The following is a 25190-nucleotide window of genomic DNA, read 5'->3' on the forward strand; positions in this document are numbered from 1 at the left end:
ATGAGCATGACATCCCGAAATCACAAGCGCCACCGCGGTCTGCGTCAGAAGCGCCTGGCAGCCATCCTGCTGGGGAGCATGGTCATGTTCTCCACCACGTCGGTTTCGGCCGGTGGTTACCCTGTCTTCGACCTCAGTAATCTCATGCAGGCACTGAAGGACTTTGCCCAAGGGAAGGCGCAAATGAAGGCTGACGGGCTGGAGTACGCGGCTCAGGTAACTCGGTGGAGAAGGACGTTCCAGGAGTACCAAAATGCGCTTGTCCAGATCCAGGGCATGATCAACAACTTCGGCTTGCCGCCAGGCGCCACATTGGAGCGGGTTCCAGACGACTATATGGTCGCCGACCTCTGCCGTACGTCGGCGGGCTTCAGCGCTGGCAGCCTGCTGAAGAAGTTTGTGCTGGATACCTCCGGTGATCTCTACGCGCAGCAGCAGCAGCTGTGCGTCAACATCCAGATGATGGAAAACCGGAAGCGCAACGAGACGGTGGATTTCATCGAGAAGACCATTCCCAGCATCAACGCGTCGTTGTCTGAGATCATGGGCTGGCGAGGCGGCGCCGATGGCAATCTTGCGGGAACTCTTTCGGCCGTGAACAGTGACTCCCTGCGTACGGCAAACGATATTTCCAAGCTGCAGCAGGAGTGGGAGGCGCGCATGCGGTCCTACGACGCCTATCAGGAGTCAATGATGGCCAATCAGCGCGTGCTGGCGCGCGTGGCATTGAAGGGCAAGCCGGGCGTCATCTCGCAGCTGGTCAAGACGGCCGCATTGGAACGCGCTTTGCACGTCGACTGACGCCGCTTGGGGCAGGTGCATAGGCACCCGCTCCACGAGGTTGTCCGGTAGGGATACATCAAGGGATTGCGGAAATGATCAGGTCGATTGCCAATTTTGATTTCAATGGCGGATTCCAGGATTTGATGGGGCACGTTGCACGTGTCCAATCGATCGGGGATTTCGTGTTCTTCAAGTTCATCTTCGACTTCCTGCGAAGCAAGATAAACAAGTTCGGCATCGACATGATGGGGGAAATGATGCAGTGGGTCGGCGGCATCGCCCTCACGCTCATGACCCTGTGGGTGCTGGTGCAGGGCTTCCGCATCGTGACCGGCCGCAGCCGGGACTCAATGATGGTGCTGGTGACCAATATGGCGCGTGCGGCGTTGATCGTCAGCGCGGCCACCACGATGGGCGCTTTCGGCACCAACCTTCAGAGCTTCCTCACCCACGACGTCAAGGCAGAAATCACGAAGGTCGTGACAGGCTCGAACGAGTCACCCGAAGCTCAGATCGACAAGAGCCTGGCATGGATGCAGGTGGCGCTTTCCAGTATCGACGCCATCCAGATCATGAATGACGGGGAGCTGCTGGAGGACAAGAAGCGGGCACTGTTCTTCATCGGCATGGGCACCGCAGGTCCAGCCATCACCGCTGGTGCGATGCTGATGCTGTATGAAATCGCCATGGCGCTGTTCATCGGCTTTGGCCCCCTGTTCATCCTCTGCCTGTTGTTCGACCAGACCAAGCAGTTGTTCCAACGTTGGCTGTTCTACGGCATTGGCACGATGTTCTCCATGGCCGTACTTGCAGCGATGGTTTCCATCGCACTGGACATGGTGGTACGTGTGGCGGCCACTTTCTGGACCACAGCGCTGGTGCAGGAATTCATCCTCAAGGAAAGCATGTCCGACGGCATGACCAGCCAGGCAATGCAGCAGGGAGGCATGGGCCTGATCCTCACCGCGTTGATCCTGACTACACCCCCAATGGCAGCGATGTTCTTCCAGGGTACCCTGGGCACCTTCATGGCATATTCGCAGATAGGCGGTGGTGCAAGTGCCTCGCCGAGTGCCGATGGTCGTCCGCCGGGCATGTCGGCTCCGCCGCCGGCGCCTTCCGCAGACGGCAGTCACGGTCAAACACAGCACAGCGCAACAATGCCGCGGCTCGATGGTAGCCGTGGGGCGCCGGTTCAGACCCCTGGCACACGAGGGAATGCATCCGGTGACTGATGTGGCGTCGCTGGCATCTTTTGAATTCGAGGAGCGTATGGGCTTTTCCGCATTGCACACCGTGGGTCAGCTTGCATTGAGTCTTGTTCTCTTTTTGGGTATTGCCTATCCCCACAATGCAAGCGCGGAAGGCAGATGTCCCCCCGGACAATATCCGATAGGTGATCAGGGTGTGGGCGGCTGTGCACCGATTCCAGGTGCTGGTGGCGCTGCTCGCCAGCCCGAGCCTGCAGGGCAGTGGCATAAGACGTGGGGCGCGATTGCGTCATCCGACGCAACAGCAGACGCAGGTGTTGCAACGGGTCGGCTAAGCAAGGAAAACGCGGAGCAGATGGCCTTGGCAGACTGCGGCAGGCGCGGTGCGTCCGATTGCCGGGTCATTTATTCGTATAGGAACCAGTGCGTTGCGTGGTTGGTTCCCAATAGCCAGGACGGAGCTTCCCGCGCCGGTCTTGCCAGCGCCAAGAATTCTGCCGAGGCACGGAAGTTTGCCCAGCAGTCGTGCGTCGACACTGGCGGGAAGGCCTGTCAGGTTGTATATGAGGACTGTACGAAGCCGGTCTATGAGTCGTTCTGATCCGGTGGTCGGATTGACGGTCTGGTAGCCAGTGCAACTCACTACGGCATCGAGAAGCTCTGTGCTTCTTGGGGCAGCTCCACTTCTTCTGTTTGCTCCAATATGGGCTGTGGCCAAAGGTCGCCAATCTTCTGGTCGTTACGCGATTGGGGAAAGGATGTAGGCGCCGCAGGGCAAGTGCTTGAGCAGTGTGGTCTTAGTGAGTCGTCTTCAGCTACCACAACCAGCGATCTGACGGCGCCAAGCCCTTCCTCCGTCAAGGCTGATAGCGATTCCCGCCCAGGGAAACTACGGCGTCGTTGCAATCAGTTTGTGAGGCTAGCGTTGCGAGAGGTCTGCGCAGAGACCTTTGGATATCGCGTGAAACACGGCAGATGATTTCAAGGACGGTGGAGTGGAAATGAGCAGAGGATATCTATTTGGAGGTCTGTGGCTTTTCGTTCTGCTATTGGGCATCGCGCCCATCGATTCTGTCGTGGCCGAGGGCCGCTGCCCGCCGGGCCAGTATCCGATCGGCGATCAGGGAGTGGGCGGCTGTGCTCCCATCCCTGGGGCAGGCCGGAGCGCGCCTGATGAGAATCCCGGGTACTGGGTCAAGACATGGGGTGCTGTCGCCAGCTCGCCTGGAGGAGATGCAGGTTCCGCCACTGGGCATCAGGCCAAGGCTTCGGCAGAGCGCCAAGCCGTCGAACGATGCCGGCAGGGCGGAGCTACCGACTGCACAGTCGTTTTTACCTACTACAACCAGTGCTATGCGGTTGTCCGGGCTGCACGACCGGAAAATGGCATGAGATTCAACACCGGGGCGACGAAAGAACAGGCGCAGGAGCGGGCAACCAAGGACTGCAAGGATTTGGGAAGTCAGGCTTGCTCCGTTTTCCATTCTGACTGTACCAAGCCTTTCTTCCAGCAAGACTGATCGGTTGTGACATCACACGGAGATTCAAGGCAAGGGCCGACTTCAGATCTTTGCGCGGTGATTCAGCTTTCGTAATTTCTGCTCTGCTGTTTGCTGCATTACTTGTTGCCAGCAACGCCTGTGCGGAGGGCCAATGCCCTGCGGGCCAGTACCCATCGGCGATCAAGGGGTTGGCGGGTATGCCCCGGTTCCTGGAGCAGTGGGAACTGCCCGCGAACCCGGACCTGCTGGCCAGCGCCGAGGACGCCGCCGAAGCGCGGAAGTTTGCCCAGCAGTCGTGCGTCGACACCGGTGGATGGGCGTGTCAGGTTGCATACGAGGACTGTACGAAGCCGGTCTATGAGTCATTCTGACCCGTTGATCGGATTGTCGGACTGGTAGTCAGCGCAACTCGCGATGGCGGCGGAAAGCTTCATGTGTTTGGGCGCAGCTCCGTTTGTTCTCTTGGCTCCAGCATCGACAGTGGGCAACGATCGTCCGCTCAGGTCATCCCACCCCTCACAATGGGCAGCAAAGGAATGGGTCTCCCCATGAAACGAATCCACCTCGCTTTTCTCCCGTGCCTGCTGATTGCAGGCCTGCTGCCGTTCACCGCGCTTGCCGAAGGCAATTGCCCGCAGGGCATGTATCCCATCGGTGGCCAGGGTGTACAGGGCTGTGCGCCCATTCCGGTGAGCAGCTCAGGCTCCCCGTACAACAATCGCCCCAACTGGGCGCAGACCGTGCGTGGCGTGGCGATGGATGCCCGCGGCGACACCTTCATCAGCAACTCGATGCGCTCGCGGGGCAAGGCCAAGCGTGCATCCATGAAGGAGTGCAAGGAGTTCGGGAAAGGCGAATGTACGTTGGCGACCCTGTTCCAGGCGCAATGCGTGGCGGTCGCCCACGCGGGCCTGGGCACTGAAACCACCAGCGTCGCCACCGCCATGTCCGAACAGGGAGCGGTCATTGTCGCGATGCAGCAATGCAACGCGAAGGCGGCATGGAAGCAGCTGCCGCAGGGACAATGCGGGATCGCCAGAACGGCCTGCACGGCGGATCTGTTCATTAGGTAAGGCGCCATTCACGCTAAGCCCCGTTTTCTGTGATCAATTCCGCTTTTCGATTTCCTCGCACTTCGACGCGGCAGAACGCCTCGCGGTAAGCTCCCCACGCGTCATGAAAATGACGCGCCAGTGCCGCCGAATCCAGGGGTTCTTCCGTCCAATGAGGACGCTGTCAGCCCCTGCGTCGGGTGACGCTCGCCATCATCGCGGTCTTGCCGTACGCAAGGCTATGATCCTGTCCGCGCAGGCGCGGATAAGCCGGAACGCGTTCCGGCTGGGCAGGGAGGCGGGTATCGGCATGACCACATTGAAGGAGTGGGAGGGGATGGAAGACAGGGTTGGCGCACACATGGACGATGCCCTGGCATTTGTTCCGTCCGGTGCGAACCTGCTGGAAGCCGTAAGGGGCGAACTCAACGGCGATGGCATCGAGTATCAGCTGCTGGTCATCGACCAGCCGACGCCGGAAGGGCTGGTGCCCGGCCAGCACGGGCCAAACCGGGTGCTGCTGTTGCTGCGCGGTGATGGGCGCGGGCGCTGGCAGCTGGCCGCGCGCAACGACAAGCTGGTGCCGTGTTCCACCCGAGGTGGCCTGGCCGGCGACCCTTTTGCGTATGCAATGGTCGAGAAGGGCACCTTCAGCGTGATCACCAACGGCGGTAGCCGCGAGCGCTGGAGCAGCACCTACCGGTTCCGCTATGCGCCCGCGGACAAGGCCTGCTGGGTTGACGGGGTGAGACGCAAGGTCGTGGATATCGAGACCGAAGCGACCAACATCCGGGATTACTCGGCGGCGGAGCTGGGCAGGGTGAGGTTCGAGGACTTCGACCCATCCAGTGTTGCCGAGGTGTCGCTTCCATGAGCCAAGCTCCAACCGGCGGAAGGGAATCCGCGCTGATGAAGATTCAGGAGTTGCACTGTGTCGACCGATAGAGAGTCGCAGCTGTTGCGACAGGCGACCAAAGCCGGCATCGACTCCCCGCTTGAACTGGCCAATTTCATGGCCCAGGCAGGGCACGAGTCGCGCGGCTTGAGCCGGCTCAACGAGAGCTTCAACTTCACCCGGGGAATCTCGCAGATCCCGGTGGAGGCTGCGTGGCGCAATGGCAACGCCGCGTTGGAGAGCGCCCGCCAGGAAGCGCTGCGTGGTCGCCCGGAAAACCTGGCTGAGTTGATGTACGGCGGGCGCATGGGCAACGACGCGCCTGGTGACGCGCTGAAGTACCACGGCCGCGGCTATCTGCCATTGGTCGGCAAGGAGAATTACGAGCGTGCCGGCAAGGCGCTGGATCTGGACCTGGTGAATCAACCGGAGCTGGCAGCGCAGCCCGAGCACGCAGGCCGTATTGCCGTATGGCAGTGGCAGACACGGGTGCCGGAGGGGGCGCGCCATGATGTGCGAGAAGCAACTTATGCGCTCAACGGCGCGCTCAATGGCATCGAGGCGCGCCGGCAGCGATTTGAGGTCTGGCAGCAGAAGTTGACGCCGGACGTGATGGCGCGACTGGATCGCGGCGAAGTCGGTGCGCCGGCGCAGACCGTTGCACGCGACATGTCGCATGCCGGTGAGCCCGGCAACGCATTGTTCGAGGATGCGCGCCAGCACCTGCGGCAGATGGGGCCGCAAAGTGGACTGCGCAGTGCACAGGAGCTCGACAATACCGCTGGCGCATTGGCGCTGGGGGCGCAGAAGGCCGGCCTGTCGCGCATCGATCATCTGCTGGCGGGCAACGACGGCCGTACGCTGTTTGCAGTGCAGGGCGCGCTGGGTGATCCGGCCATGCTGCGTGCGTCTGTTGACCGGGAGCAGGCCTCCCAGCAGTCACTGGCGCAGAGCAGCCAGCAGTTGGCGGCCAGCGTTGCGCAGCAGGATCCGACGGCCGCGCTCGCCCGCGAGCAGGAGCAGCGTTCTCGATCCCTGTAGCACTTGGTGCCGGCGGGCAGGGTGCCCGCCGTTGTTTTGCGTACGACGCGTGGCGCCCTGTGGCGCCGACATGGAAACCCACCCGTAAGGACACCACATGCGAATCGTTCCCTTGAATGCCCTGCAGGCCGCTGCCCGCTGCAATGCATCCGCGCGCCGCCTGCCGCCGCTCTGGCTGCTGTCACTTGGACTTGCCGCAGCCTCGGCACAGGCTCAGGAGACAGCGCCGCCCGTCGCGGAAACGCACGCCACGGCACAGGCGATCGCTGATGCGCCTACAGGGACGGCACCGCCTGCCACCGTCTAGCGAACCGTTCCGGCGGCAGCACCCGCACCGCCCGCATTGGCCATCGTGCCATTGCCGCCCGAGCGGGCGACCGAGCGGGCGCTCGGTGCGCGCTGCCCGGTGGATCTGGCCGGGCGACTGGCGACCCAGGGCGACCTGCTGACCGGCGCCTGCCAGGGCACCATGCCGGCGCATCTGGCCGCTCTGCTGGTTGCGCTGCCCGAGCAGGACATCCACCCGCCGCGCAACTGGCGCGAGCGAGAGGTACAGCAGAAGGCCTGGTTCAAGGCGGTGCCTGGGTACGGCCAGCGCCCGGACTTCATCGTGCGGATGGGCGACGTCTGGGTGCGCTCGCTGGAAGGGCGCGACGCCGACAGCACGTTCTACCTGGTGTCCGCGCCGTTCACCTGCAGCGACCAGGTCGCCAACCGCGACGACTACAGCGCGGAGCCGGTACGTGTGCCAGCGGGTAGCTGCCGCGAGGCGTATGTGGGCCAGCGTGTGTACCAGGTGCGTGGTGATGCGCCGCCGAGGGATGTTACCGCCGAAGCGATGCCGGCCATGCCACAGGTGACCGAGGCGGATCGCGCACGCCAGCTGGCGCGTGGGGGCAGGCTCACGCTGGATCACAGCAAGCTGCAGTTCGGGCCGGCCATGCGTTGGTTCGTGCAGTATCCGGAGACGGTGCCGAAGGGTGGGGCGCGTGCGTTCAGTGACTGGAACCGCGAGCATCTCGCCTTCGTGGTCTGGACCGGCGATCGCTTCGAGTTGCGCGACAAGGTCTCGCGCAGCCAGTGGCCGTGTGATCCGGTCGCGCCGGGCGATCGCGCCTGCGGCGGCTTCCCGGATTCCGGGCCGGATCTGTTCGTGACCGCCAGTGCATCTGCGCCGGTCGCGGCCACCAGCCCCTGAGTCACGGTGCTGAGGCGGGAGCCGGAATGACCGGCTCCCGCGCTGTCCATCAGGCCTGCAGGCTGCGGGTCTGATGCTGCTGCTGTTCCAGCTGTTGGTCGCGCTCCAGCGCAAGGCGCTGGCCTGCAGCCTGCTGGTCGATGCGCTGGCTGCTCTGTTCCAGCGGCGTGTTCATCGCCACTGCCGTATCCACCGACACGCGAAGGTGGGCGGGGTCACCGCCCTGGCCCTGCACGGCGAAGCTGCGCGAGGCATCGGCGTTCATCACCACTTCGTCGATGCGCTTGCCGCCTGCTGCGTGCATCTCCGCCGCCAGGCTGCCCGCCAGCTGCGTACTCATCACGTCCGGCACGCGGCCAACGCGCACGTCATGTGCGTGCACGCCGCGGATCGCGTCGTTGAACAGCGGGTTACCCAGGTGGTTGGCATCGTCCATGCGCAGCATGCTGGTGTGATGGCCATTCTTCTCCGCTTCGCGGCGTGCCGGTTCACCGGGCTGCAGCGGGCCGCGGATGTGGTCGTACAGATCGATGGCGCCGCCCGGGATGCCGCGTGCAGCGCGGGTGACGCCGCGACGCAGTGACTCGACGTCGTCGCGATACTCCTCGATCATCTTGGCGTTGTCTTTCGCCAGCTTCTGCGTTTCCGGGTGCTTCAGCACCGAGCCTTCGTTGAGGAAGTTGCCCAGCTTGTGCGCACCGAACGAGCTGGTGGCCGCGATGATCGGGCGGTCCGGAATCAGATCACGCAGGGCGTGATTGCTGAAGCCGTTTGCCGCGAGCGTCTTGATCTCGTCGGGCTTGGCATAGATGCGTACCTGGCCGAAATGCGGTGACGCGGCGCTGACCGGATCGGAGGCCATGACGTGGTTGATCATGGTGTTGCCGCCTTCCGGAATGCGATAGCTGAGGCTGACCGCGCCGTAGGCATTGAAGGTCTCGCCCTTGACGTTGAAGTGGTGCGAGGTGATCTGGGCAAGAGCGCCGCCGAGGGAGTGACCGGTGACGGTGACCTGGGGCGCGGGCACACCGTTCAAGCGGGATTGAAGCGCGGCGCCTTCGAGCGTCCTCTGTGTCAAAGCAATCGCGTCAGGCGCCTGCACGTTGGTGCGCGCAACCACCATGCCGCCGTCGGTCAGAATCGCATCGCGAGCGATCTGCTCGGTGCCACGATGCGCAATGACGATCTCTTTGGTATCTACGCGCTGATAGACGGTGCCCTGATAGCCGTTGAGACGATTGTTGACATGCTCAAGTATCTTGTACTCATGGCCGTTTAACGTGACTTTTTCTTCTTGGCCGGGTTCACGTCGGCCGACGGCCCGATCCTTGTAGGCGTCATTGGATAACGCGGCGTAGTCCTGAGAGGTGATGGTCACGGCGCGACCTCACTTGCGGAGAGGGTGATCGTAAACAGCTTGTCCTGCAGATCAGCGGCGTAGTTGCTGCGATCGGGCTCGCCACTGGCTGGGAAGTTGGGAACGCGATCTGCCTTCGGATAGACCAGATCCGGATAGTAGAGCGTATGGGCGCCACCTTCGGTCAGCGGCTTGGCGTCGACGAAGGTGAGGAAGCGGGTCTCTTCTTCGGCACCCGTTGCCTTCAGCATTGCCCCGGCACCGGTGAACTCCCACTTGCAGACGCCACGACCGTAGTAGTCCTCATCCAGCATGCGGTCCACATATAGCGTGCCGCGGTACTCGCCCTCAGCGACCTTGCGCAGCTCCACCGGTTCCTGGCTGGTGATACGTGCAGCTGTGCCGGTGGCCGGCTCGATGTGGCCGCACTGGTCTTCGTTGGTGACGTCGTACTGCGCTACGCCCTTGACCAGTGCGAAATCGCCGGGGGCATCCTTCAGGCGCAGCACCAGCTCATAGGCCTTGCGCGGGGTGGGGTTGAGCTTGGCGAGGCCGCGCCCGCCCTGGGCGACATCGGCTTCAGCAGCGGCACGTTCCTGGTTCATGGCGGTCTCCGGGTTGCAGGCGGTCAATAGAAGCAGAGCAAGGCACGGAATCATCTTGTGGCGCAATGTCGGCCTCCTTGGGGGTAGGGGTTGTTGAACTGGCAGCTCATGGCACGAGCTTCTGCACAGTGGTGGTGGTTGAGAACAGCGCGTCGCGCAGATCTTCGCTGTACCCCGACGGATCTTCCTCGCCACTGGTGCCAAAGTTGGCGACAGTGTCGGCGCGCGGATAGATAAGGTTTGGGTAATAAAGCGTAAGAGGTGAGTCGCTCTCCATGCGCTCCTTGTCGACGAACGTAAGGAATCGCGTATCCGCCTCGCCGGTCGTAGCGCGCAACATCGCACCGACACCCGTCAACGTCCAATGGCAGACGCCACGCCCGTAGTAATCCTCGTCCTGCATGCGGTCGAGGTAGAACGTACCGCGGTATTCGTTCTCGTCGACCTTGTGTAGTTCCACCAACTCCTGGCTGGTGATACGGCTGGCGGTACCGGTCGCCCACAGGACCCGGCCGCAGTCCCTGTGGTTGCTGACGTCGTACTGGGCAACGGCCTCGACCACCGCGAAGGGACCGGGGGCATCCTTCAGGGTCAGTACCAGCTCGTAGCCCTGCTGCGGTGACGGGTTGAGCTTGGCCAGGCCGCGTCCACCTGCGGCAACGTCACGCTCTGCGTCCGCGTAAGGCGAGCAGGCCGTCAGCGCCATCAAGAGGCCCATCGGTACCAGGTGGCGTCCATCGCGTGTCGGCGTGGCTACATCCATGGCGGCATCCTGCATCGTGCGTCCGTGTCCATATATCCTTCCCTGGTGACAGGTTTATCGATTATGGAGTGTTCTGGAAACCTGGCGCCAGCTACGGCAAGGTGTCGGTGACGGAATTTTGACGCATTCAGCGTTCGGCAGCGTCGCCGAATCGATTGCGGCACAGGCGATTCGGGGTTGACCAGGCGATTGCGCTTCGCGTTCGACATTTCGCCGCCAATTTGTGACAACGGTCGCCTATTCACGCGACTCTCACGCAAGCGAGCATTACGCCATGAACTACACCATCCGTGCCGAAGCCATTGATGATCACGCCACCCTCCATGCGCTCACCGAGGCCGCATTCCGGAACGCTGCGCACAGCAGCCATACCGAGCAGTTCATCGTCGACGCCCTGCGCGCGCGCGGGGAGCTGAGCGTTTCGCTGGTGGCCGAGATGGACGGGAAGGTGATCGGCCATGTGGCGGTGTCGCCGGTGACGATCAGCGATGGCAGCACGGGCTGGTTTGGCCTGGGGCCGATTTCGGTATTGCCCGCCTGGCAGGGGCAGGGCATCGGTGCGGCCCTGATGCATGCCGCACTTGAAGCACTGCGTCAGCAGGGCGCACATGGCTGTGTATTGCTGGGCGAGCCCGCCTATTACGGTCGCTTCGGCTTCTGTGCCGAGCCGGGCCTGGTGCTGCCGGGTGTGCCGCCGGAGTACTTCCAGGCACTTTGCCTGCAGCCTCCGTTGGCACAGGGCGAAGTGCAGTACTCACCGGCCTTCGAGGCGACGGCCTGATCCGGGCCTGGCACGTTTCTGCTCAGGGCGCGCGCCAGACGGTCGGTTCGGGTTGCGGCTTCGGAATGCGGTAACCGCCGATGTGTTCAAGCAGTTCATTGGTACGGCGCTGCTCGACCAGTACTTCACGCAGCAGGTTGCGCACGGCGAAGATGGCGAACGGCACCAGGATCCAGACCAGGCTGATGCCCAGCGCAAACAGGGTCAACAGGGCTTTTGCACCATCCATGCGGCATTCCTTGGTCGAAAGCAGCCACGCTAGCACGTGGCTGCTGCCGACGGATGTCAGCCGTTGTGCCGAAGGTGGATCAGCGGATACGGACGGCCTTGCGAATCCAGCGGTGAACGTCCGGTTTCGACGAAGCCCATGCGCAGGTAGAAGCCGACGGCCTGTGCGTTCTGTTCGTTGACGTCAGTACTCAGCTGCGGATGCTGGGCCAGTGCGTGCTGCAGCAGTTGCCGGCCGATGCCGGTGCCACGTACGTCCGGATCGATGAACAGCGCTTCCATGTGCGTGCCGTCGATCAGCATGAAGCCCAGCGGCCGATCCTGCGCATCGACAGCAACGGTCATCGGCGCTTGCGGCAGGAAACCGGCGACTTCGGCATCGATGGCCTGGCGGTCTTCGGCACTGAGGAAGTCGTGGGTGGCGTCGACGGCGCGGCGCCAGAGGTCGACAAGAGCGGCGCCGTCGTCGGCGCGGGAGGGGCGGAGGGTGATCATGGGTTCGCCAAGGTGCTTGCAAAGAGTGCGTAGTATGGCGCGTCCCGATCCAGCGCGCAGATGTGGATTCATCCGGCGTTGCGATGGCGGATGAAGGGGCTGTAGGTAGTGGCCTCCGCGCGCAGCACAACGCCGTCCTCGAAATCGCTGCTGTCGTTGAAGGGCACGGTGGGCCACTGCGGCCATTGCGCCAGGCGTTCGCGGTAGTAGTGGGTCGCTGCAGCCAGTGCCTCGTCGTGGGCCTGCACGCGCTCCGGTCCCAGCCCGGAACGCACGCCGTGCACCACGTGCGGTTCCATCACGTCGAAGCCGACGTAGCGCAGGCTGTACATCAAGGGCCACAGCAGCAACCGGGTATCTCCCTCGCGGCCGTCGACTGCGCAGGCCCGTGCCGATGAGCCGGTGGTGACGCTCAGCAACGCACGCTTGCCGCGCATCGCTCCGTGCTCATGACGCAGGCGGCTGTTGTACATCGGCCCGTACACCAGTACGCGGTCCAGCCAGCCCTTCAGGATGGCCGGCGCCGCGAACCACCACAGCGGGAACTGCAGGATCAGCAGGTCTGCGGCCCGCAGCAGTTGCAGGTGACGTTGCACATCGACGGGCAGCTTGCCCTGCTCGGCGCTGTGCCGCTGTTCGCGTTGGGCGTCGAAGTGGCCGGGATGCAGGCGATGCGGATGGTGGTCAGCCGCTTCCAGCGGATCGAAGCCCTCCGCATACAGGTCGACCACGTCCACCTGCAGCGCGTCATGCCGCAGTTGCTCGGCGGCCTGAGCGGCCAGATGTGCATTGAAGGAGCGGGGCTCGGGGTGGGCAAGCAGGATCAGGGCGCGCATGGGGCGAGGTGTTCGAGGAGTGTGCGACCATCCTCGCGGTGCCGGCATGCGCCGGCAATTACGCACCTTGAGGTAACCATGGCCTTTCCCGGGGATGTCTATGCCGCCGACTGTTCGGCACCCGATGCGCTGGCGCTGATTTCAGGCAAGTGGGTGATGCTGCTGCTGCCGGCATTGGCGCAGGGCCCGCTTCGCAACGGCGCGTTGCTGCGGAAGATCGAAGGCATCTCGCAGAAGGTGCTGACCCAGACCCTGCGCCAGCTGGAGCGCAATGGGCTGGTCGAGCGGTGTGACCGGGGCAGCAAACCACTGCATGTGGAGTACCGCCTGACCGAGGTCGCGCGCGGCCTGGTCGAGACGCTGTCCGCCCTGGATCGCTGGGCCGAGCACAACTTCCCGGCGCTCGATGCGGCCCGCGAGCGCTTCGACGCGCGCTAGCGGCGCCTGCACGGCCCCGGGCGTACAATGCGCCCCCGGCGGCCATCCTGGCCCAGTTGAAAAGCGAGAACCGCCATGACCGATGTCCTGGGTGTACCGGTGCACGATGCCGATGAACACTGGATGCGCCATGCACTGGCCCTGGCCGAGCGCGCGCAGCGTGAGTTCGACGAGATTCCGGTCGGGGCGGTGCTGGTGGGCGCCGACGGCCAGCTGCTGGGCGAGGGCTGGAACCTCAACATCGCCTCGCACGACCCCAGCGCGCATGCCGAGATCGTGGCCATGCGGGCCGGTGGAAAGCTGCTCGCCAACCATCGCCTGCTTGGCAGCACGCTGTACGTGACCTTGGAGCCGTGCGCGATGTGCGCGATGGCGATCGTGCATGCGCGCGTTTCGCGCCTGGTCTACGGCGCCAGCGACCCCAAGACCGGTGCGTGCGGCAGCGTGTTCGACCTGCTCGGCGATGCCCGCCACAACCACCGGGTCGAGATCCACGGCGGGGTGCTGGCCAAGGAAGCCAGTACGCGCCTGACCAATTATTTCCGCGCCAAGCGTGGCAAGCCGCCGCTGCTGCTGGAAGACCACGTCGGCGAGGGCTGAGGGGCGAACGGGTATGATGGGCGCCTCTTTCCTTCACCGGTAGGCCGCGCGCCTGCCCAGCAACGAGGCGACACAATGGCGGACACCGGCGCGGCCAACGAACGACTGATCTGGATCGACCTGGAAATGACCGGGTTGGACACCGACAACGATTCGATCATCGAGATCGCCACCGTGGTCACCGACGCCCAGCTGAACGTACTGGCCGAAGGTCCGGAATTCGCCATCCATCATCCGCTGGAAACGCTGGAGGCGATGGACGAGTGGAACCGCAACCAGCATCGTCGTTCGGGCCTGTGGCAGCGCGTGGTGGACAGCACCACCACCCTCGGCCAGGCCGAGGCGCAGACGGTGAACTTCCTGGCGCAGTGGATCCCGGCCGGCCTTTCGCCGATGTGCGGCAACTCGATCTGCCAGGATCGCCGCTTCCTGCACCGCCAGATGCCGCGCCTGGAGAAGTACTTCCATTACCGCAACCTGGACGTATCCACGGTGAAGGAACTGGCCAAGCGCTGGGCGCCGAGCGTGGCCGCTGGCGTCGGCAAGAACAGCAACCACACCGCACTGAGCGACGTGCACGACTCGATCGCCGAGCTGCGCCATTACCGCCAGTTCATGGGCACGCTGGCGGGCTTGCCCACGGCCTGAACAACAACGCCGGGCATGGCCCGGCGCGACCGGGTGACACGCGAACTGGTAGTGCCGGCCGCTGGCCGGCAAGGCGTCGGGGTCGGATCCCTTTCCCGCGGCAAGGGATCCGCCCCCTCTGTCGTGCCTCGCGACGAACCGTTCAACTCCCCGGCGCTAAGATCGGCGCCATGAACGAGCCCATCCTGCTTCCCCGCGACATTGCCCACGACGCCCGCGACTGGTCCGACCTGCAGCGGGCGGTGGCCCTGCTGGAAGCGCCGACCCTCACCGCGCGCATGGCCAACCTGGTCGGCACGCCGCTGGAGTTCGCGGTGAAGGCGCTGCCCAAGGCGGTCTCCGGTCGCATACACGGAGCGGTGCAGGCGGCGCTGTCCAAGTCCGCACAGGCGGCGCTGTGGAGCATGGACAACACCCCCGGCAAGGGAGCGTCGACCCGTTGGCACAAGCTGGCGGCAGCCACTTCGGGCGCGGTCGGCGGTGCCTTTGGTTTCGCGGCCTTGTTCATCGAACTGCCGGTGTCGACCACCATCATGATGCGCGCCGTGGCCGACGTGGCCCGCAGCGAGGGCTTCGACCTGTCCGAGTTCAGCACCCGGCAGGCGTGCCTGGAGGTGTTCGCGCTCGGTGGCAACTCGCCGCGCGACGACGCCAGCGAGACCGGCTACTACCTGGCCCGTGGCTTCACCACCGACGTGATGCGGCATCTTTCGGCCGAACTGGCTGGGCGTGTGGTGACCGGCCGCGACCTGACCCTGGGCGTGGCACCGAAAGAAGCTGGAAAGCTGCTGGCGAAGATGGTGGAAAAGGTGGCGGCGCGCTTCGGCGTGGTGGTCACCGAGAAATTCGCCGCACAGGCGGTGCCGATCGTCGGTGCTGCCGCCGGTGCAACACTGAATACCATGTTCACCGACTACTACCAGGACATGGCGCGCGGCCACTTCATCGTGCGCCGGCTGGAGCGCAAGTACGGGGAAGACGTGGTGCGCGCCTGCTATGACCGCGTGGCGCATGGCGCGGTCAAGATCGAGCCAAGGCTGGAGTAGCGCCACGCCATGCGTGGATGAGTCCTCGTGCCGGGTGATCCTTGCCTCGAGGGAACAATTGTTTTGCCAGTGCATGCCTGTTGCCTGGCAGCCGGCATCCCCATCCTTTGCGGCACTCCCCCCGCAAGAGATTGCCGCCATGATGTTCACCCCCCACCCCCTGGGCGCGCTGACGCTGCCCAACCGCATCGTGATGCCGCCGATGACCCGCTCGCGCGCCGCCGATGGCAACGTCGCCACCGCGGAAATGGCCGCCTACTATGCGCAACGCGCCAGCGCCGGCCTGATCGTCAGCGAAGGTACCCAGATCAGCCAGCAGGGCCAGGGCTATGCCTGGACCCCGGGTATCCACAGTGCCGAGCAGGTGCAGGGCTGGCGGCAGGTGACCGATGCGGTGCACGCCGCCGGTGGCCGCATCTACGCCCAGCTGTGGCACGTCGGCCGTGTCTCGCATGTGGCCCTGCAGCCCGATGGCGCGGCGCCGGTGTCTTCCTCGGCATTGCTCGCCGAAGGCGTGAAAGTGTTCGTCGACCCGACTGGGGCGGGTCCCGGAGCCGGTTTGGGCGAGATGATCCAGCATTCGATGCCGCGCGCGCTGCGCGAGGACGAGATTCCGGGCATCGTCGCCGATTACGCGCAGGCTGCGCGCAATGCGCTGGCCGCGGGATTTGATGGTGTGGAACTGCACGGCGCCAACGGCTACCTGATCAACCAGTTCATCGATTCGCAGGCCAACCAGCGCACCGATGCCTACGGCGGCTCACTGCAGAATCGCCTGCGTTTCCTGCGCGAGGTGGTGCAGGCGGTGGTCGAGGTTGCCGGTGGCGAGCGTGTGGGCGTGCGCCTGGCGCCGCTGACCACGCTGCAGGGGGCGGTGGACGATACGCCGCAGGCGACCTATCTGGCTGCCGCACACCTGCTCGGTGAGATGGGGGTGGGCTACCTGCACATTGCCGAGGCCGACTGGGACGATGCACCGCCGATGCCGGTGGCGTTCAAGCAGGCGCTGCGCATGGTCTACCCGGGCACGCTGATCTACGCCGGCAAGTACACCGCCGAGCGCGCCGAGCAGGCACTGGCCGAAGGCTGGGCTGACCTGATCGGCTTCGGCCGGCCGTTCATCGCCAACCCGGATCTGCCCGAGCGCCTGCGTACGGGTGCGACGCTGAATCCGCCGGATCGCGCCACGTTCTTTGGCGGTGGTGCGGAGGGTTTCACTGATTACCCGGCGCTGGAAGAGAGCGTCGCGGCCTGATCCTGGGCGCTGCCGGCCAGCGGCCGGCACTACCAGTGGGCGAGGGGTAGTGCCGGCCGCTGGCCGGCATTTCAGTCAGGCGGCGAGGGGGGTAGTGCCGGCCGCTGGCCGGCATTTCAGTCAGGCGGCGAGGGGTAGTGCCGGCCGCTGGCCGGCATTCCACTGCCGGATCACGGCTTGTCGCGCACCAGCGCATCAGCCTCCATGACCCCACCATCCTTGCCATGCAGGTAAAGGTGCATGTCCTGCTGCGGATACGGAATGTTGATGCCGGCCTTGTCATAGCCCAGCTTCAGCTGCTCCAGCAGGGTGACCTTGGTGCCGAACCAGTCGGCCGACTTCACGTAGCAGCGGATGCCGAGGTTGATGGCGTGTGCGCCCAGTTCGTACACCACCACGTCCGGTGCGGGGGTCTGCAGCACGCGCGGGTCGGCGTTCATCAGCGCCAGCGCGGTGTCGCGTGCCAGCTGGATGTTGTCTTCGTAGCCGATGCCGATCACCAGTTCGACGCGGCGCGTCGGTTCGGCGGTGAGGTTGATGATCGGTGCGGCGGTGATCAGCGTGTTCGGAATGGTGGTGTGCTGGTTGTCGGCGCCAGTCAGAACGGTCTGGAAGATGCGCACTTCGCGCACCGTGCCGGTCTGTCCGGCCACGGTGACCACATCGCCCACGCGGAACGGTCGCAGCGTCACCAGCATCACGCCCGAGGCGATGTTGGACAGCGAATCCTTCAATGCCAGACCGACCGCCAGGCCAGCGGTGCCGAGCACGGCCAGCAGCGGGGTGATCTGCACGCCCAGAGTCCCAATGGCCAGCACCACCACGATCACCAGTGAGGCGGCATACACCACGTTGCGCAGGAAGCTTCCCAGCATCGGGTCCACACCCATGCGCGCAGTGGCGCGCGGCATTGCATTGGACAAGCGACGTGCCACCCACAGGCCCACCAGCAGCACCACGATCGCGGCCAGCAACGGCACGCCGTAGGTTTCCAGCAGGCGTTCCCAGTCGAGCGAGTGGAACCAGGGCGTTGCGGCGGGGGCGGCGGGTGCTGCTGCGGCGATCATGCGGAAGTCCTTTGCTGAGAAACGGTGTCTGCGTGGGGCAGGTGCACGCCAGAAACACGAAGCCCCGCAGAGGCGGGGCTTGCATGCAGCAACAGTATCGGCCGACGCCGATGAACACGACGTCAGCCTGTAGCCATCACGGCATCAGCCGTTGGCCTTCAGCTTGGCCAGGCGCAGCCAGGTATCGACCACGGTGTCCGGGTTCAGCGACACCGACTCGATGCCTTCCTGCATCAGCCATTCGGCCAGATCCGGGTGATCGGACGGGCCCTGGCCGCAGATGCCAACGTACTTGCCCTTGGCACGTGCTGCCTTGATCGCCATCGACAGCAGCTTCTTCACTGCCGGGTTCCGCTCGTCGAACAGGTGCGCAACGATCGAAGAGTCGCGGTCCAGGCCCAGGCTCAGCTGGGTCAGGTCGTTGGAGCCGATCGAGAAGCCGTCGAAGATCTCCAGGAACTCATCGGCGAGCAGTGCGTTGGACGGCACTTCGCACATCATGATGATCTTCAGGCCGTTCTCGCCCTGCTTCAGGCCGTTCTGTTCCAGCACCTCGACGACCTTGCGGCCTTCTTCCAGGGTGCGCACGAACGGAATCATGACCCACAGGTTGTCCAGGCCCATTTCGTTGCGCACGCGCAGCACGGCCTTGCACTCCAGCGCGAAGGCGGCCGAGAAGCTCGGGTCGACGTAACGGCTGGCGCCGCGGAAGCCGATCATCGGGTTCTCTTCGTGCGGCTCGTAGTTGCTGCCGCCGATCAGGTTGGCGTACTCGTTGGACTTGAAGTCCGACAGGCGCACGATCACCGGGTTCGGTGCAACCGAGGCGGTGAGGGTGGCGATGCCTTCGGCCAGGCGGTCGACGTAGAAGCTGACCGGATCACCGTAGCCGGCGATCTTCTCATCGATCTTCTTCTTGGTCGCCGCGTCCTGGCGGTCGTATTCCAGCAGTGCGTTCGGGTGGATGCCGATGTGGCTGGCGATGATCATTTCCAGGCGGGCCAGGCCGATGCCGGCGTTCGGCAGCTGGCCGAAGTCGAAGGCACGTTCCGGGTTGGCCACGTTCATCATGATCTTCAGCGGGGCCGGCGGCATGTTGCCCAGATCGGTGGTGGTGCGCTCGAAGCCGAGCTTGCCTTCGTAGATGAAACCGGTATCGCCTTCAGCACAGCTGACGGTGACCAGCTGGCCATCTTCAATGACCTTGGTGGCGTTGCCCGAACCGACCACGGCGGGCACGCCCAGCTCGCGCGCGATGATCGCGGCGTGGCAGGTGCGGCCACCACGGTTGGTGACGATGGCCGAAGCGCGCTTCATCACCGGTTCCCAGTCCGGGTCGGTCATGTCGGCGATCAGCACGTCGCCCGGCTGCACGCGGTTCATGTCGTCCAGCGTCTTGACCACGCGGGCCACGCCCGAACCGATCTTGGCGCCGACGGCGCGGCCTTCGGCCAGCACGTTGCCGCCCTTTTCGGTCAGCGCGAAGCGCTCGATCTGGGTGGCGTGGCTGCGCGACTTCACCGTCTCCGGGCGCGCCTGCACGATGAACAGCTTGCCGCTGACACCGTCCTTGGCCCACTCGATGTCCATCGGGCGGCCGTAGTGCTTTTCGATGACCAGCGCCTGCTTGGACAGTTCCTGCACGTCCTCGTCGCTGATCGAGAAGGTGTTGCGCAGTTCGACCGGAGTGTCCTCGATCCTGACGCGCTCACCCGGGACATCCGAATACACCATGCGGATCGCCTTGCTGCCGAGCGAGCGGCGCAGGATCGCCGGCTTGCCGGCCTGCAGGGTGGGCTTGTAGACGTAGTACTCGTCCGGATTGACCGCACCCTGCACGACCATTTCGCCCAGGCCGAACGAAGAGGTGACGAACACCACGTCGCGGAAGCCGGACTCGGTGTCCAGGGTGAACAGCACGCCGGAGGAACCGACGCCCGAACGCACCATCAGCTGCACGCCGGCGGACAGGAACACGTCCTCATGCTTGAAGCCGTGGTGGACGCGGTAGGCGATCGCACGGTCGTTGTACAGCGAGGCGAACACTTCCTTGACCTTGTGCACGACATCGTCGGCACCGGTGACGTTGAGGAAGGTCTCCTGCTGGCCGGCGAAGGAGGCATCCGGCAGATCCTCGGCGGTGGCCGACGAACGCACGGCCACGGCCACGTCGCCGCCGCCGTTTTCGGCGCTCAGCTTGGCGTAGGCAGTGCGGATGTCCTGGTCCAGCTGCGGCTGCAGCGGCGCATCGATCACCCAGCTGCGGATTTCCTTGCCGGCGGCGGTCAGCGCGTTGACGTCCTCGACGTCCAGCGTGGCCAGCTTGTCGAAGATGCGCTTGGACAGGTCGTTGTGCGCGATGAAGTCCTTGAAGGCTTCAGCGGTGGTGGCATAACCGCCCGGCACCGAAACGCCCAGACCGGCCAGGTTGCCGATCATCTCGCCCAGGGACGAATTCTTGCCGCCTACGCGGGCCAGATCGGCCAGACGCAGTTCGTGCAACCACAGGATGTTCTCGTTCAAGCGCGATGCTCCGTTTGGCCATCGCCCGAGGCGGGCTGAGTGGCCGCGTCCGTAGGAAGAAGCCGATATGATGCCGGGCAGACCACTGTCGGCACAAGCTTGTGCTGGCGGCCTTTTTAAGCTTCGTAGGGGGTAAAAGCGCGCATGTCGACCATCCGCCCGGTGTTCTACGTTTCCGATGGAACCGGTATCACCGCTGAAACCATTGGGCATAGCCTGCTCACCCAGTTCTCCGGGTTCAGCTTCATTACCGACCGCATGTCGTTTGTCGACGACCCCGAAAAAGCGCGTGAAGCCTGTGCCCGGATCCAGGCGGCAGGGGAGCGGTACCAGGTCCGGCCGATCGTGGTGAACTCCTGCGTGGACCAGAGCCTGAGCCTGATCCTGGCCGACAGCGGGGCGCTGATGCTGGATGTGTTCGCGCCGTTCATCGAGCCGCTGGAGCGTGAACTGGCCAGCCCGCGCCTGGCCCGGGTCGGCCAGGCCCACGGCATGGTCGACTTCGACACCTACCACCGCCGCATCAACGCGATGAACTTCGCCCTGACCCACGATGACGGTATCGCGGTGAACTACGACGATGCCGACGTGATCCTGGTGGCGGTGTCGCGCGCCGGCAAGACGCCCACCTGCATCTACCTGGCCCTGCATTACGGCGTGCGTGCGGCCAACTACCCGCTGACCGACGAGGACCTGGAAAGCGATCGCCTGCCGCCACGCCTGCGCAATTACCGGCGCAAGCTGTTCGGCCTGACCATCGACCCGGACCGCCTGCAGCAGATCCGCCAGGAGCGCCGCCCGAACTCGCGCTACGCCAACCTGGAGACCTGCAAGCGCGAGGTGGCCGCGGCCGAGGTGATGTTCCAGATGGAGCGCATCCCGACGCTGAGCACCACCCATACCTCGATCGAGGAGATTTCCAGCAAGGTGCTGGCCACGCTGGGGCTGCAGCGCGAGCTTTATTGATTCCGGTAGAGCCGGTAGAGCCGGCCGCTGGCCGGCTGATCGATGGACCCTCGGCCGCGATATTGCGCTGCCGGCCAGCGGCCGGCACTACCCCAGGGCTTGGCTTGCGCATGTACGCCCCCACGTTGAAGCACCAACGTGTAGGATCGACCCATGGCCCGAGCCTTGCCCCGTACCGAACGCATTCCCCGCCTGAGCCGGTTGAGCTGGCTCATGGGCCTGTACGCGGAGAACTATCGCCATCTGGTGCGCCTGTTCGAACCGGCCGGACTGGCGGCGGGCAGCTACATTTCCTCGATCGGCGACGGCCTGGATGTCCGCCTGGACGTGATCGAGTGCCACCGCTACACGGTGGAACTGCGCCTGACCTACGACCTGGCCGACCCGGTCACCGGCGAGCCCGATCCGTCGGCCTACGTGCGCCTGTACCGTGACGCGCGCCAGGCCGAGACCACCCATTGCTACGTCGGCCGCCGCTGGCAGGACACCATGGGCCTGTACCCGCCGCCGGCGGAACTGATCAGCCACCGCATGCGGATGAACACCTTCCTCGGCAAGTGGCTGGAATACCTCGCCGAGCGCGGCCACGGCGTGGCCACCCTGCGCCGCGATCCTGATGGCGCCACTGCGGCTGCCGAACGCCGCCTGTCGCTGGTGCGCTGATCGGCCATAATCCACGGCTGACCTGCCGCTGGATGCTGCCCATGCCGTACACCCCGATCGTCGCCACCCTGGGCTACGTGCTGTCGCCCGATCGTCGCCAGGTGCTGATGATCCACCGCAACACCCGGCCCGGTGACCACCACCTGGGCAAGTACAACGGGCTGGGCGGCAAGATCGAACCAACCGAAGACGTTGCGGCAGGCATGCGCCGCGAGATCGCCGAGGAAGCCGGCATCGACTGCACCGGCATGCGCCTGCGCGGCACCATCAGCTGGCCGGGATTCGGCAAGCACGGCGAGGACTGGCTGGGCTTCGTGTTCGTCATCGACAGTTTCGAAGGCACCCCGCACGGCGGCAACCATGAAGGCACGCTGGAGTGGGTGGACCTGGACAAGCTTGATGCGCTGCCGATGTGGGAGGGCGACCGCAACTTCCTGCCACTGGTGTTCGACGCCGACCCGCGCCCCTTCCACGGCGTGATGCCGTACCAGGACGGCCGCATGGTCAGTTGGTCCTACAGCCGGTTGTAAACCGGCGAATCGGGAGGGGGGGGGGGGCGATCTTTCGATTGGGGATCAACCTTCCAGGTGGGGATCAACCTTGGTTGGCACGCTCTTCCGGTTGATTAATACCCGGGCAATATTGACGAACGAAAATTACCCGGGCAATATTCGCGCATCACCTCCGATGCCATTGCCATGCCTGCGTCCCGACTCCCTCCCTTCAGTTGCTTCGACGGCCACCGCCTGGTCGCTTCCGGTACACCGGAAGTGGCAGCGCTTGCGCTGAAACAGCTTCGCGCCGGCAACGCTGCCGGTCCGCTGCTTGTGTTCGACAACGCTACCGGCCGCACCCGTGATTTCGATACGCGCGGCAGTGACGCAGAACTGCTGGCGCGGGTCGTCGAAGCCTTTCCCGCCGCCGTCGAGGCGGATGCCGACGTTACTGCCGAAGAGGCGCTGGCAACTCCGCGTGGCCGCGGCCGCCCCAAGCTGGGCGTGGTCGCACGCGAAGTGACCCTGCTGCCGCGCCACTGGGCGTGGCTGGCCGAGCAGCCCGGCGGGGCCTCGGTAGTGCTGCGCAAGCTGGTGGAGGCGGCCAGCCGTGCTGGTGCCGACAAGGACCGGCAGCGCCGCCACAGCGAGCGTGCCTATCACTTCCTGCAGACCATCGCCGGAGACCTGCCGGGTTTCGAGGAGGCCATCCGTGTCCTGTTCGCGCACGACCGGGCGGGCCTGGAAATGGCGTTGCGCAGCTGGCCCATGGATGTGCGCAATCACGCCCTGCGCCTGGCCTTCGATGATTCTTCGGGCCACGCAGACGGCTGAGCCACTGCGCCGTTGCTGAGCGGCGGCGCCACCTGATCGCGGGCCACGGCCGCCGGCTCCCATTTGCTTGCTTTGCTGGCGGAAACGCCGGGCAGGGCAGCGCCTTGCCCAGAGAACCCCATGGACACCCCCGCACATCCCATCCCCCCGGTCGCGCCGCCCCTCTGGCACACCTATCTGAACCTGCTGCTGCCGATGCTGCTGACCAACGCATTGCAGCTGGCCGCAGGCACGCTGGACAACATCTACCTCGGCCATCTGCTGGGTACGCAGGCGGTGGCCGCCGCCGCAGCGTTCTTCCCTGTCTTCTTCCTGCTGCTGGCCCTGGTAATGGGTCTGGCGACCGGTGCGATGGTGCTGATCGGCCAGGCCTGGGGAGCGGGCCGGCCGCAACAGGCTCGCGCGGTGGCCGGCAGTGCGGTGGCACTGATTCTGCTGTTGTCAGTGCTGGTGATGGCGGTCGGCGGCGGTTTCGCGCCACAGCTGCTGGCGGCACTGGGCACGCCAGCGCCGATCCTCGGCGAATCCATCGTCTATGCCCGTGTCCTGCTGCTGGCGGCACCGGCGTTCTTCCTGCTGTGGCTGGCCACTGCGGTGGGCCGTGCGGTGGGCGATGCCAAAACGCCGCTGCATGCGCTGCTGCTGGCCACGGTGGTCGGCCTGCTGTGCACGCCGCTGCTGATCCTGGGCTGGGCCGGCCTGCCGCAGCTGGGCGCGGCCAGTGCGGCAGTCTCGGCGGCGCTCGCCTCGCTGCTGGCCCTGGCCTGGCTGATGTGGCGGTGGCAGCGGATGGGGCACCCGTTGGCCCCGGGGCATGAGTTGCTGCAAGCCATCCGCTTTGATGGAGCGCTGATCCGTTCGATGCTGCGCATCGGCATACCGTCTTCGTTGCAGATGCTCAGCCTGGCCATTGCCGAAATCGTGCTGCTGGGCTGGATCAACCGCTATGGCTACACGGCCACGGCCGCCTACGGTGCGGTCAATCAGTTGATGAGCTGGGTGCAGCTGCCGGCAATGTCCCTAGGGATCACTGCCACCATCCTCGCCGCGCATGCGATGGGAGCGGGGCGTACGGCACGGCTGCCTGCCATCGCCCGCACCGGGGTGATGCTGGGTCTGGCGATGCTGACAGTCGTAGTGCTGCTGGTGATGGCGCTGGCGCCATGGCTGACTGGCTTGATCCTGGCGGCCGCAGAGCCGCGCGAAATGGCCACGCAGCAGTTGCGCACGGTGGTGTGGGGCGTGCTGGCGATGGGAGGCAGTGCGGTGCTGGTCGGAGTGATGCGCGGCAGCGGCACGGTGCTGTTGCCGGCATTGCTGGGCATGGCTGCCGTGTTGCTGCTGGAGCTGCCGTTGGCGATGTGGCTGCAGTCCCGGCACGGTCTGGCCGGGCTGTGGTGGGCATGGCCGCTGGGGTTGCTGGCCATGCTGGTGATGCAGGTGTTCTGTTTCGCGCATTGGCGGCGCCGCGTGCAGGCTGGGTAGTGCCGGCCGCTGGCCGGCAATCCGCAATGGACGGAGCAGCCGGCCAGCGGCCGGCTCTACCACTCGGTCGGATCGCATCCGCCGCGGATGCAGGAGTTCTGTTTTGCTCGTTGGCGGCCGGGTGCAGGCCGGCAATCCGCAACGGCCGGAGCAGCCGGCCAGCGGCCGGCTCTACCACTCGGTCGGATCGCATCCGGCGCGGATGCAGGTGTTCTGTTTTGCTCGCTGGCGGCCGGGTGCAGGCTGGGTAGTGCCGGCACCCGGCCGGCAATCCGCAATGGCCGGAGCAGCCGACCAGCGGCCGGCTCTACCACTCGGACGGATCGCATCCGCCGCGGATGCAGGTGTTCTGTTTTGTTCGCTGGCGGCGGGTGCAGGCTGGGTAGTGCCGGCCGCTGGCCGGCAATCCGCAATGGACGGAGCA

Annotated in this window: 28 protein-coding genes; 20 read left to right on the forward strand and 8 right to left on the reverse strand. The window is 65.0% G+C overall.

Translation table 11 applies throughout. From position 1 onward, the window contains the following. From AC5P6X_RS10455 to AC5P6X_RS10495, 9 genes are all read left to right on the forward strand, one after another. A complete protein-coding gene (locus AC5P6X_RS10455) occupies window positions 1-801 on the forward strand; it encodes a hypothetical protein (protein WP_123958716.1) in 801 nt (266 codons plus the stop codon). A gap of 74 nt (window positions 802-875) precedes the next feature. After that, on the forward strand, window positions 876-2018 hold the full coding sequence (locus tag AC5P6X_RS10460; protein ID WP_049449086.1) for a TrbL/VirB6 family protein: 1143 nt from the start codon (window positions 876-878) through the stop codon (window positions 2016-2018). Between the two features lie 37 nt (window positions 2019-2055). After that, the gene (locus tag AC5P6X_RS10465) at window positions 2056-2595 is read left to right on the forward strand and encodes a DUF4189 domain-containing protein (RefSeq protein ID WP_099588514.1); all 540 of its coding nucleotides are present in this window, start codon (window positions 2056-2058) and stop codon (window positions 2593-2595) included. A gap of 400 nt (window positions 2596-2995) precedes the next feature. After that, on the forward strand, window positions 2996-3514 hold the full coding sequence (locus tag AC5P6X_RS10470; RefSeq protein ID WP_065427930.1) for a DUF4189 domain-containing protein: 519 nt from the start codon (window positions 2996-2998) through the stop codon (window positions 3512-3514). A gap of 179 nt (window positions 3515-3693) precedes the next feature. After that, on the forward strand, window positions 3694-3867 hold the full coding sequence (locus AC5P6X_RS10475) for a hypothetical protein (RefSeq protein WP_158230916.1): 174 nt from the start codon (window positions 3694-3696) through the stop codon (window positions 3865-3867). 177 nt (window positions 3868-4044) lie between these two features. After that, window positions 4045-4569, forward strand: coding sequence for a DUF4189 domain-containing protein (locus tag AC5P6X_RS10480; RefSeq protein WP_005410115.1), 525 nt, complete (start codon window positions 4045-4047; stop codon window positions 4567-4569). Between the two features lie 316 nt (window positions 4570-4885). Beyond that, window positions 4886-5422: a hypothetical protein gene (locus tag AC5P6X_RS10485; protein ID WP_005410114.1), complete on the forward strand. Its 537-nt coding sequence runs from the start codon at window positions 4886-4888 to the stop codon at window positions 5420-5422. 57 nt (window positions 5423-5479) lie between these two features. Further along, entirely contained in the window at window positions 5480-6484 is a 1005-nt protein-coding gene (locus tag AC5P6X_RS10490; protein WP_012480631.1) for an XVIPCD domain-containing protein, read from the forward strand. 352 nt (window positions 6485-6836) lie between these two features. After that, on the forward strand, window positions 6837-7682 hold the full coding sequence (locus AC5P6X_RS10495; protein ID WP_237398657.1) for a hypothetical protein: 846 nt from the start codon (window positions 6837-6839) through the stop codon (window positions 7680-7682). Between the two features lie 49 nt (window positions 7683-7731). Here AC5P6X_RS10495 and AC5P6X_RS10500 read toward each other — a convergent pair whose 3' ends face one another. Genes AC5P6X_RS10500 through AC5P6X_RS10510 form a run of 3 tightly spaced genes read right to left on the reverse strand, consistent with a single transcriptional unit; the run spans window position 7732 to window position 10407 of the window. Next, window positions 7732-9060 carry an XVIPCD domain-containing protein gene (locus AC5P6X_RS10500; protein WP_005410111.1) on the reverse strand — a complete coding sequence of 443 codons (1329 nt, stop codon included), beginning with the start codon at window positions 9058-9060 and terminating at the stop codon, window positions 7732-7734. Then, complete coding sequence (locus AC5P6X_RS10505) at window positions 9057-9710, reverse strand: hypothetical protein (protein WP_012480629.1); 654 nt, start codon at window positions 9708-9710, stop codon at window positions 9057-9059. Before AC5P6X_RS10505 ends, AC5P6X_RS10500 begins: the two co-directional genes overlap by 4 nt. A gap of 40 nt (window positions 9711-9750) precedes the next feature. Beyond that, window positions 9751-10407: a hypothetical protein gene (locus AC5P6X_RS10510; protein ID WP_049449116.1), complete on the reverse strand. Its 657-nt coding sequence runs from the start codon at window positions 10405-10407 to the stop codon at window positions 9751-9753. Between the two features lie 274 nt (window positions 10408-10681). On the opposite strand from AC5P6X_RS10510, the gene AC5P6X_RS10515 reads away from it, so the two are divergent. Further along, a complete protein-coding gene (locus AC5P6X_RS10515; protein WP_024958431.1) occupies window positions 10682-11188 on the forward strand; it encodes a GNAT family N-acetyltransferase in 507 nt (168 codons plus the stop codon). A 22-nt stretch (window positions 11189-11210) separates the two neighbouring features. On the opposite strand, the gene AC5P6X_RS10520 is transcribed toward AC5P6X_RS10515, so the two are convergent. The 3 genes from AC5P6X_RS10520 to AC5P6X_RS10530 form a co-directional block, all read right to left on the reverse strand. Further along, on the reverse strand, window positions 11211-11417 hold the full coding sequence (locus AC5P6X_RS10520) for a hypothetical protein (protein ID WP_005410107.1): 207 nt from the start codon (window positions 11415-11417) through the stop codon (window positions 11211-11213). A 56-nt stretch (window positions 11418-11473) separates the two neighbouring features. Then, entirely contained in the window at window positions 11474-11911 is a 438-nt protein-coding gene (locus tag AC5P6X_RS10525) for an acetyltransferase (RefSeq protein WP_049449095.1), read from the reverse strand. Window positions 11912-11979: 68 nt separating this feature from the next. After that, window positions 11980-12747, reverse strand: a complete 768-nt coding sequence (locus tag AC5P6X_RS10530) for an NAD(P)H-dependent oxidoreductase (protein ID WP_049449097.1) — start codon at window positions 12745-12747, stop codon at window positions 11980-11982. Window positions 12748-12825: 78 nt separating this feature from the next. Here AC5P6X_RS10530 and AC5P6X_RS10535 point away from each other — a divergent pair, with 78 nt between their 5' ends. The 5 genes from AC5P6X_RS10535 (at window position 12826) to AC5P6X_RS10555 (ending at window position 16734) form a co-directional block, all read left to right on the forward strand. Beyond that, window positions 12826-13185 (forward strand): winged helix-turn-helix transcriptional regulator, encoded by a 360-nt coding sequence (locus AC5P6X_RS10535; RefSeq protein WP_099605578.1) that lies wholly within the window; start codon window positions 12826-12828, stop codon window positions 13183-13185. Window positions 13186-13260: 75 nt separating this feature from the next. Next, a complete protein-coding gene (gene tadA / locus AC5P6X_RS10540; protein ID WP_005410103.1) occupies window positions 13261-13785 on the forward strand; it encodes a tRNA adenosine(34) deaminase TadA in 525 nt (174 codons plus the stop codon). 75 nt (window positions 13786-13860) lie between these two features. Further along, window positions 13861-14433, forward strand: a complete 573-nt coding sequence (gene orn, locus AC5P6X_RS10545) for an oligoribonuclease (RefSeq protein WP_049449100.1) — start codon at window positions 13861-13863, stop codon at window positions 14431-14433. Between the two features lie 170 nt (window positions 14434-14603). Beyond that, window positions 14604-15479 carry an EcsC family protein gene (locus AC5P6X_RS10550; RefSeq protein ID WP_033833153.1) on the forward strand — a complete coding sequence of 292 codons (876 nt, stop codon included), beginning with the start codon at window positions 14604-14606 and terminating at the stop codon, window positions 15477-15479. Between the two features lie 139 nt (window positions 15480-15618). Beyond that, window positions 15619-16734: an alkene reductase gene (locus tag AC5P6X_RS10555; RefSeq protein ID WP_099605577.1), complete on the forward strand. Its 1116-nt coding sequence runs from the start codon at window positions 15619-15621 to the stop codon at window positions 16732-16734. Between the two features lie 170 nt (window positions 16735-16904). Here AC5P6X_RS10555 and AC5P6X_RS10560 read toward each other — a convergent pair whose 3' ends face one another. Beyond that, the gene (locus tag AC5P6X_RS10560; protein WP_049448550.1) at window positions 16905-17801 is read right to left on the reverse strand and encodes a mechanosensitive ion channel family protein; all 897 of its coding nucleotides are present in this window, start codon (window positions 17799-17801) and stop codon (window positions 16905-16907) included. A 144-nt stretch (window positions 17802-17945) separates the two neighbouring features. Then, on the reverse strand, window positions 17946-20324 hold the full coding sequence (gene ppsA / locus AC5P6X_RS10565) for a phosphoenolpyruvate synthase (RefSeq protein WP_005410098.1): 2379 nt from the start codon (window positions 20322-20324) through the stop codon (window positions 17946-17948). Window positions 20325-20468: 144 nt separating this feature from the next. Between ppsA and ppsR the strand changes: the two genes are divergently transcribed. From ppsR to AC5P6X_RS10590, 5 genes are all read left to right on the forward strand, one after another. Next, window positions 20469-21290, forward strand: coding sequence for a posphoenolpyruvate synthetase regulatory kinase/phosphorylase PpsR (gene ppsR / locus AC5P6X_RS10570; protein WP_005410097.1), 822 nt, complete (start codon window positions 20469-20471; stop codon window positions 21288-21290). A 153-nt stretch (window positions 21291-21443) separates the two neighbouring features. Then, window positions 21444-21953 carry a DUF1249 domain-containing protein gene (locus AC5P6X_RS10575; RefSeq protein ID WP_005410096.1) on the forward strand — a complete coding sequence of 170 codons (510 nt, stop codon included), beginning with the start codon at window positions 21444-21446 and terminating at the stop codon, window positions 21951-21953. Window positions 21954-21994: 41 nt separating this feature from the next. Then, complete coding sequence (locus AC5P6X_RS10580) at window positions 21995-22483, forward strand: NUDIX hydrolase (protein ID WP_049431712.1); 489 nt, start codon at window positions 21995-21997, stop codon at window positions 22481-22483. A gap of 168 nt (window positions 22484-22651) precedes the next feature. Continuing rightward, window positions 22652-23281: a DUF2239 family protein gene (locus AC5P6X_RS10585; RefSeq protein ID WP_099605576.1), complete on the forward strand. Its 630-nt coding sequence runs from the start codon at window positions 22652-22654 to the stop codon at window positions 23279-23281. Between the two features lie 120 nt (window positions 23282-23401). Then, window positions 23402-24766 (forward strand): MATE family efflux transporter, encoded by a 1365-nt coding sequence (locus tag AC5P6X_RS10590; RefSeq protein ID WP_123958709.1) that lies wholly within the window; start codon window positions 23402-23404, stop codon window positions 24764-24766. The last annotated feature ends 424 nt before the right edge of the window (window positions 24767-25190 follow it).

It is taken from the genome of Stenotrophomonas sp. YJH_SMC_40 (assembly GCF_059368615.1).

Coding starts and splice junctions, on each gene's coding strand:
- AC5P6X_RS10455 (WP_123958716.1), top strand. CDS start 1: ATGAGCATGACATCCCGAAATCACAAGCGCCACCGCGGTCTGCGTCAG.
- AC5P6X_RS10460 (WP_049449086.1), top strand. CDS start 876: ATGATCAGGTCGATTGCCAATTTTGATTTCAATGGCGGATTCCAGGAT.
- AC5P6X_RS10465 (WP_099588514.1), top strand. CDS start 2,056: ATGGGCTTTTCCGCATTGCACACCGTGGGTCAGCTTGCATTGAGTCTT.
- AC5P6X_RS10470 (WP_065427930.1), top strand. CDS start 2,996: ATGAGCAGAGGATATCTATTTGGAGGTCTGTGGCTTTTCGTTCTGCTA.
- AC5P6X_RS10475 (WP_158230916.1), top strand. CDS start 3,694: ATGCCCCGGTTCCTGGAGCAGTGGGAACTGCCCGCGAACCCGGACCTG.
- AC5P6X_RS10480 (WP_005410115.1), top strand. CDS start 4,045: ATGAAACGAATCCACCTCGCTTTTCTCCCGTGCCTGCTGATTGCAGGC.
- AC5P6X_RS10485 (WP_005410114.1), top strand. CDS start 4,886: ATGGAAGACAGGGTTGGCGCACACATGGACGATGCCCTGGCATTTGTT.
- AC5P6X_RS10510 (WP_049449116.1), bottom strand. CDS start 10,407: ATGGATGTAGCCACGCCGACACGCGATGGACGCCACCTGGTACCGATG.
- AC5P6X_RS10515 (WP_024958431.1), top strand. CDS start 10,682: ATGAACTACACCATCCGTGCCGAAGCCATTGATGATCACGCCACCCTC.
- AC5P6X_RS10520 (WP_005410107.1), bottom strand. CDS start 11,417: ATGGATGGTGCAAAAGCCCTGTTGACCCTGTTTGCGCTGGGCATCAGC.
- AC5P6X_RS10525 (WP_049449095.1), bottom strand. CDS start 11,911: ATGATCACCCTCCGCCCCTCCCGCGCCGACGACGGCGCCGCTCTTGTC.
- AC5P6X_RS10530 (WP_049449097.1), bottom strand. CDS start 12,747: ATGCGCGCCCTGATCCTGCTTGCCCACCCCGAGCCCCGCTCCTTCAAT.
- AC5P6X_RS10535 (WP_099605578.1), top strand. CDS start 12,826: ATGGCCTTTCCCGGGGATGTCTATGCCGCCGACTGTTCGGCACCCGAT.
- tadA (WP_005410103.1), top strand. CDS start 13,261: ATGACCGATGTCCTGGGTGTACCGGTGCACGATGCCGATGAACACTGG.
- orn (WP_049449100.1), top strand. CDS start 13,861: ATGGCGGACACCGGCGCGGCCAACGAACGACTGATCTGGATCGACCTG.
- AC5P6X_RS10550 (WP_033833153.1), top strand. CDS start 14,604: ATGAACGAGCCCATCCTGCTTCCCCGCGACATTGCCCACGACGCCCGC.
- AC5P6X_RS10555 (WP_099605577.1), top strand. CDS start 15,619: ATGATGTTCACCCCCCACCCCCTGGGCGCGCTGACGCTGCCCAACCGC.
- AC5P6X_RS10560 (WP_049448550.1), bottom strand. CDS start 17,801: ATGATCGCCGCAGCAGCACCCGCCGCCCCCGCCGCAACGCCCTGGTTC.
- ppsR (WP_005410097.1), top strand. CDS start 20,469: ATGTCGACCATCCGCCCGGTGTTCTACGTTTCCGATGGAACCGGTATC.
- AC5P6X_RS10575 (WP_005410096.1), top strand. CDS start 21,444: ATGGCCCGAGCCTTGCCCCGTACCGAACGCATTCCCCGCCTGAGCCGG.
- AC5P6X_RS10580 (WP_049431712.1), top strand. CDS start 21,995: ATGCCGTACACCCCGATCGTCGCCACCCTGGGCTACGTGCTGTCGCCC.
- AC5P6X_RS10585 (WP_099605576.1), top strand. CDS start 22,652: ATGCCTGCGTCCCGACTCCCTCCCTTCAGTTGCTTCGACGGCCACCGC.
- AC5P6X_RS10590 (WP_123958709.1), top strand. CDS start 23,402: ATGGACACCCCCGCACATCCCATCCCCCCGGTCGCGCCGCCCCTCTGG.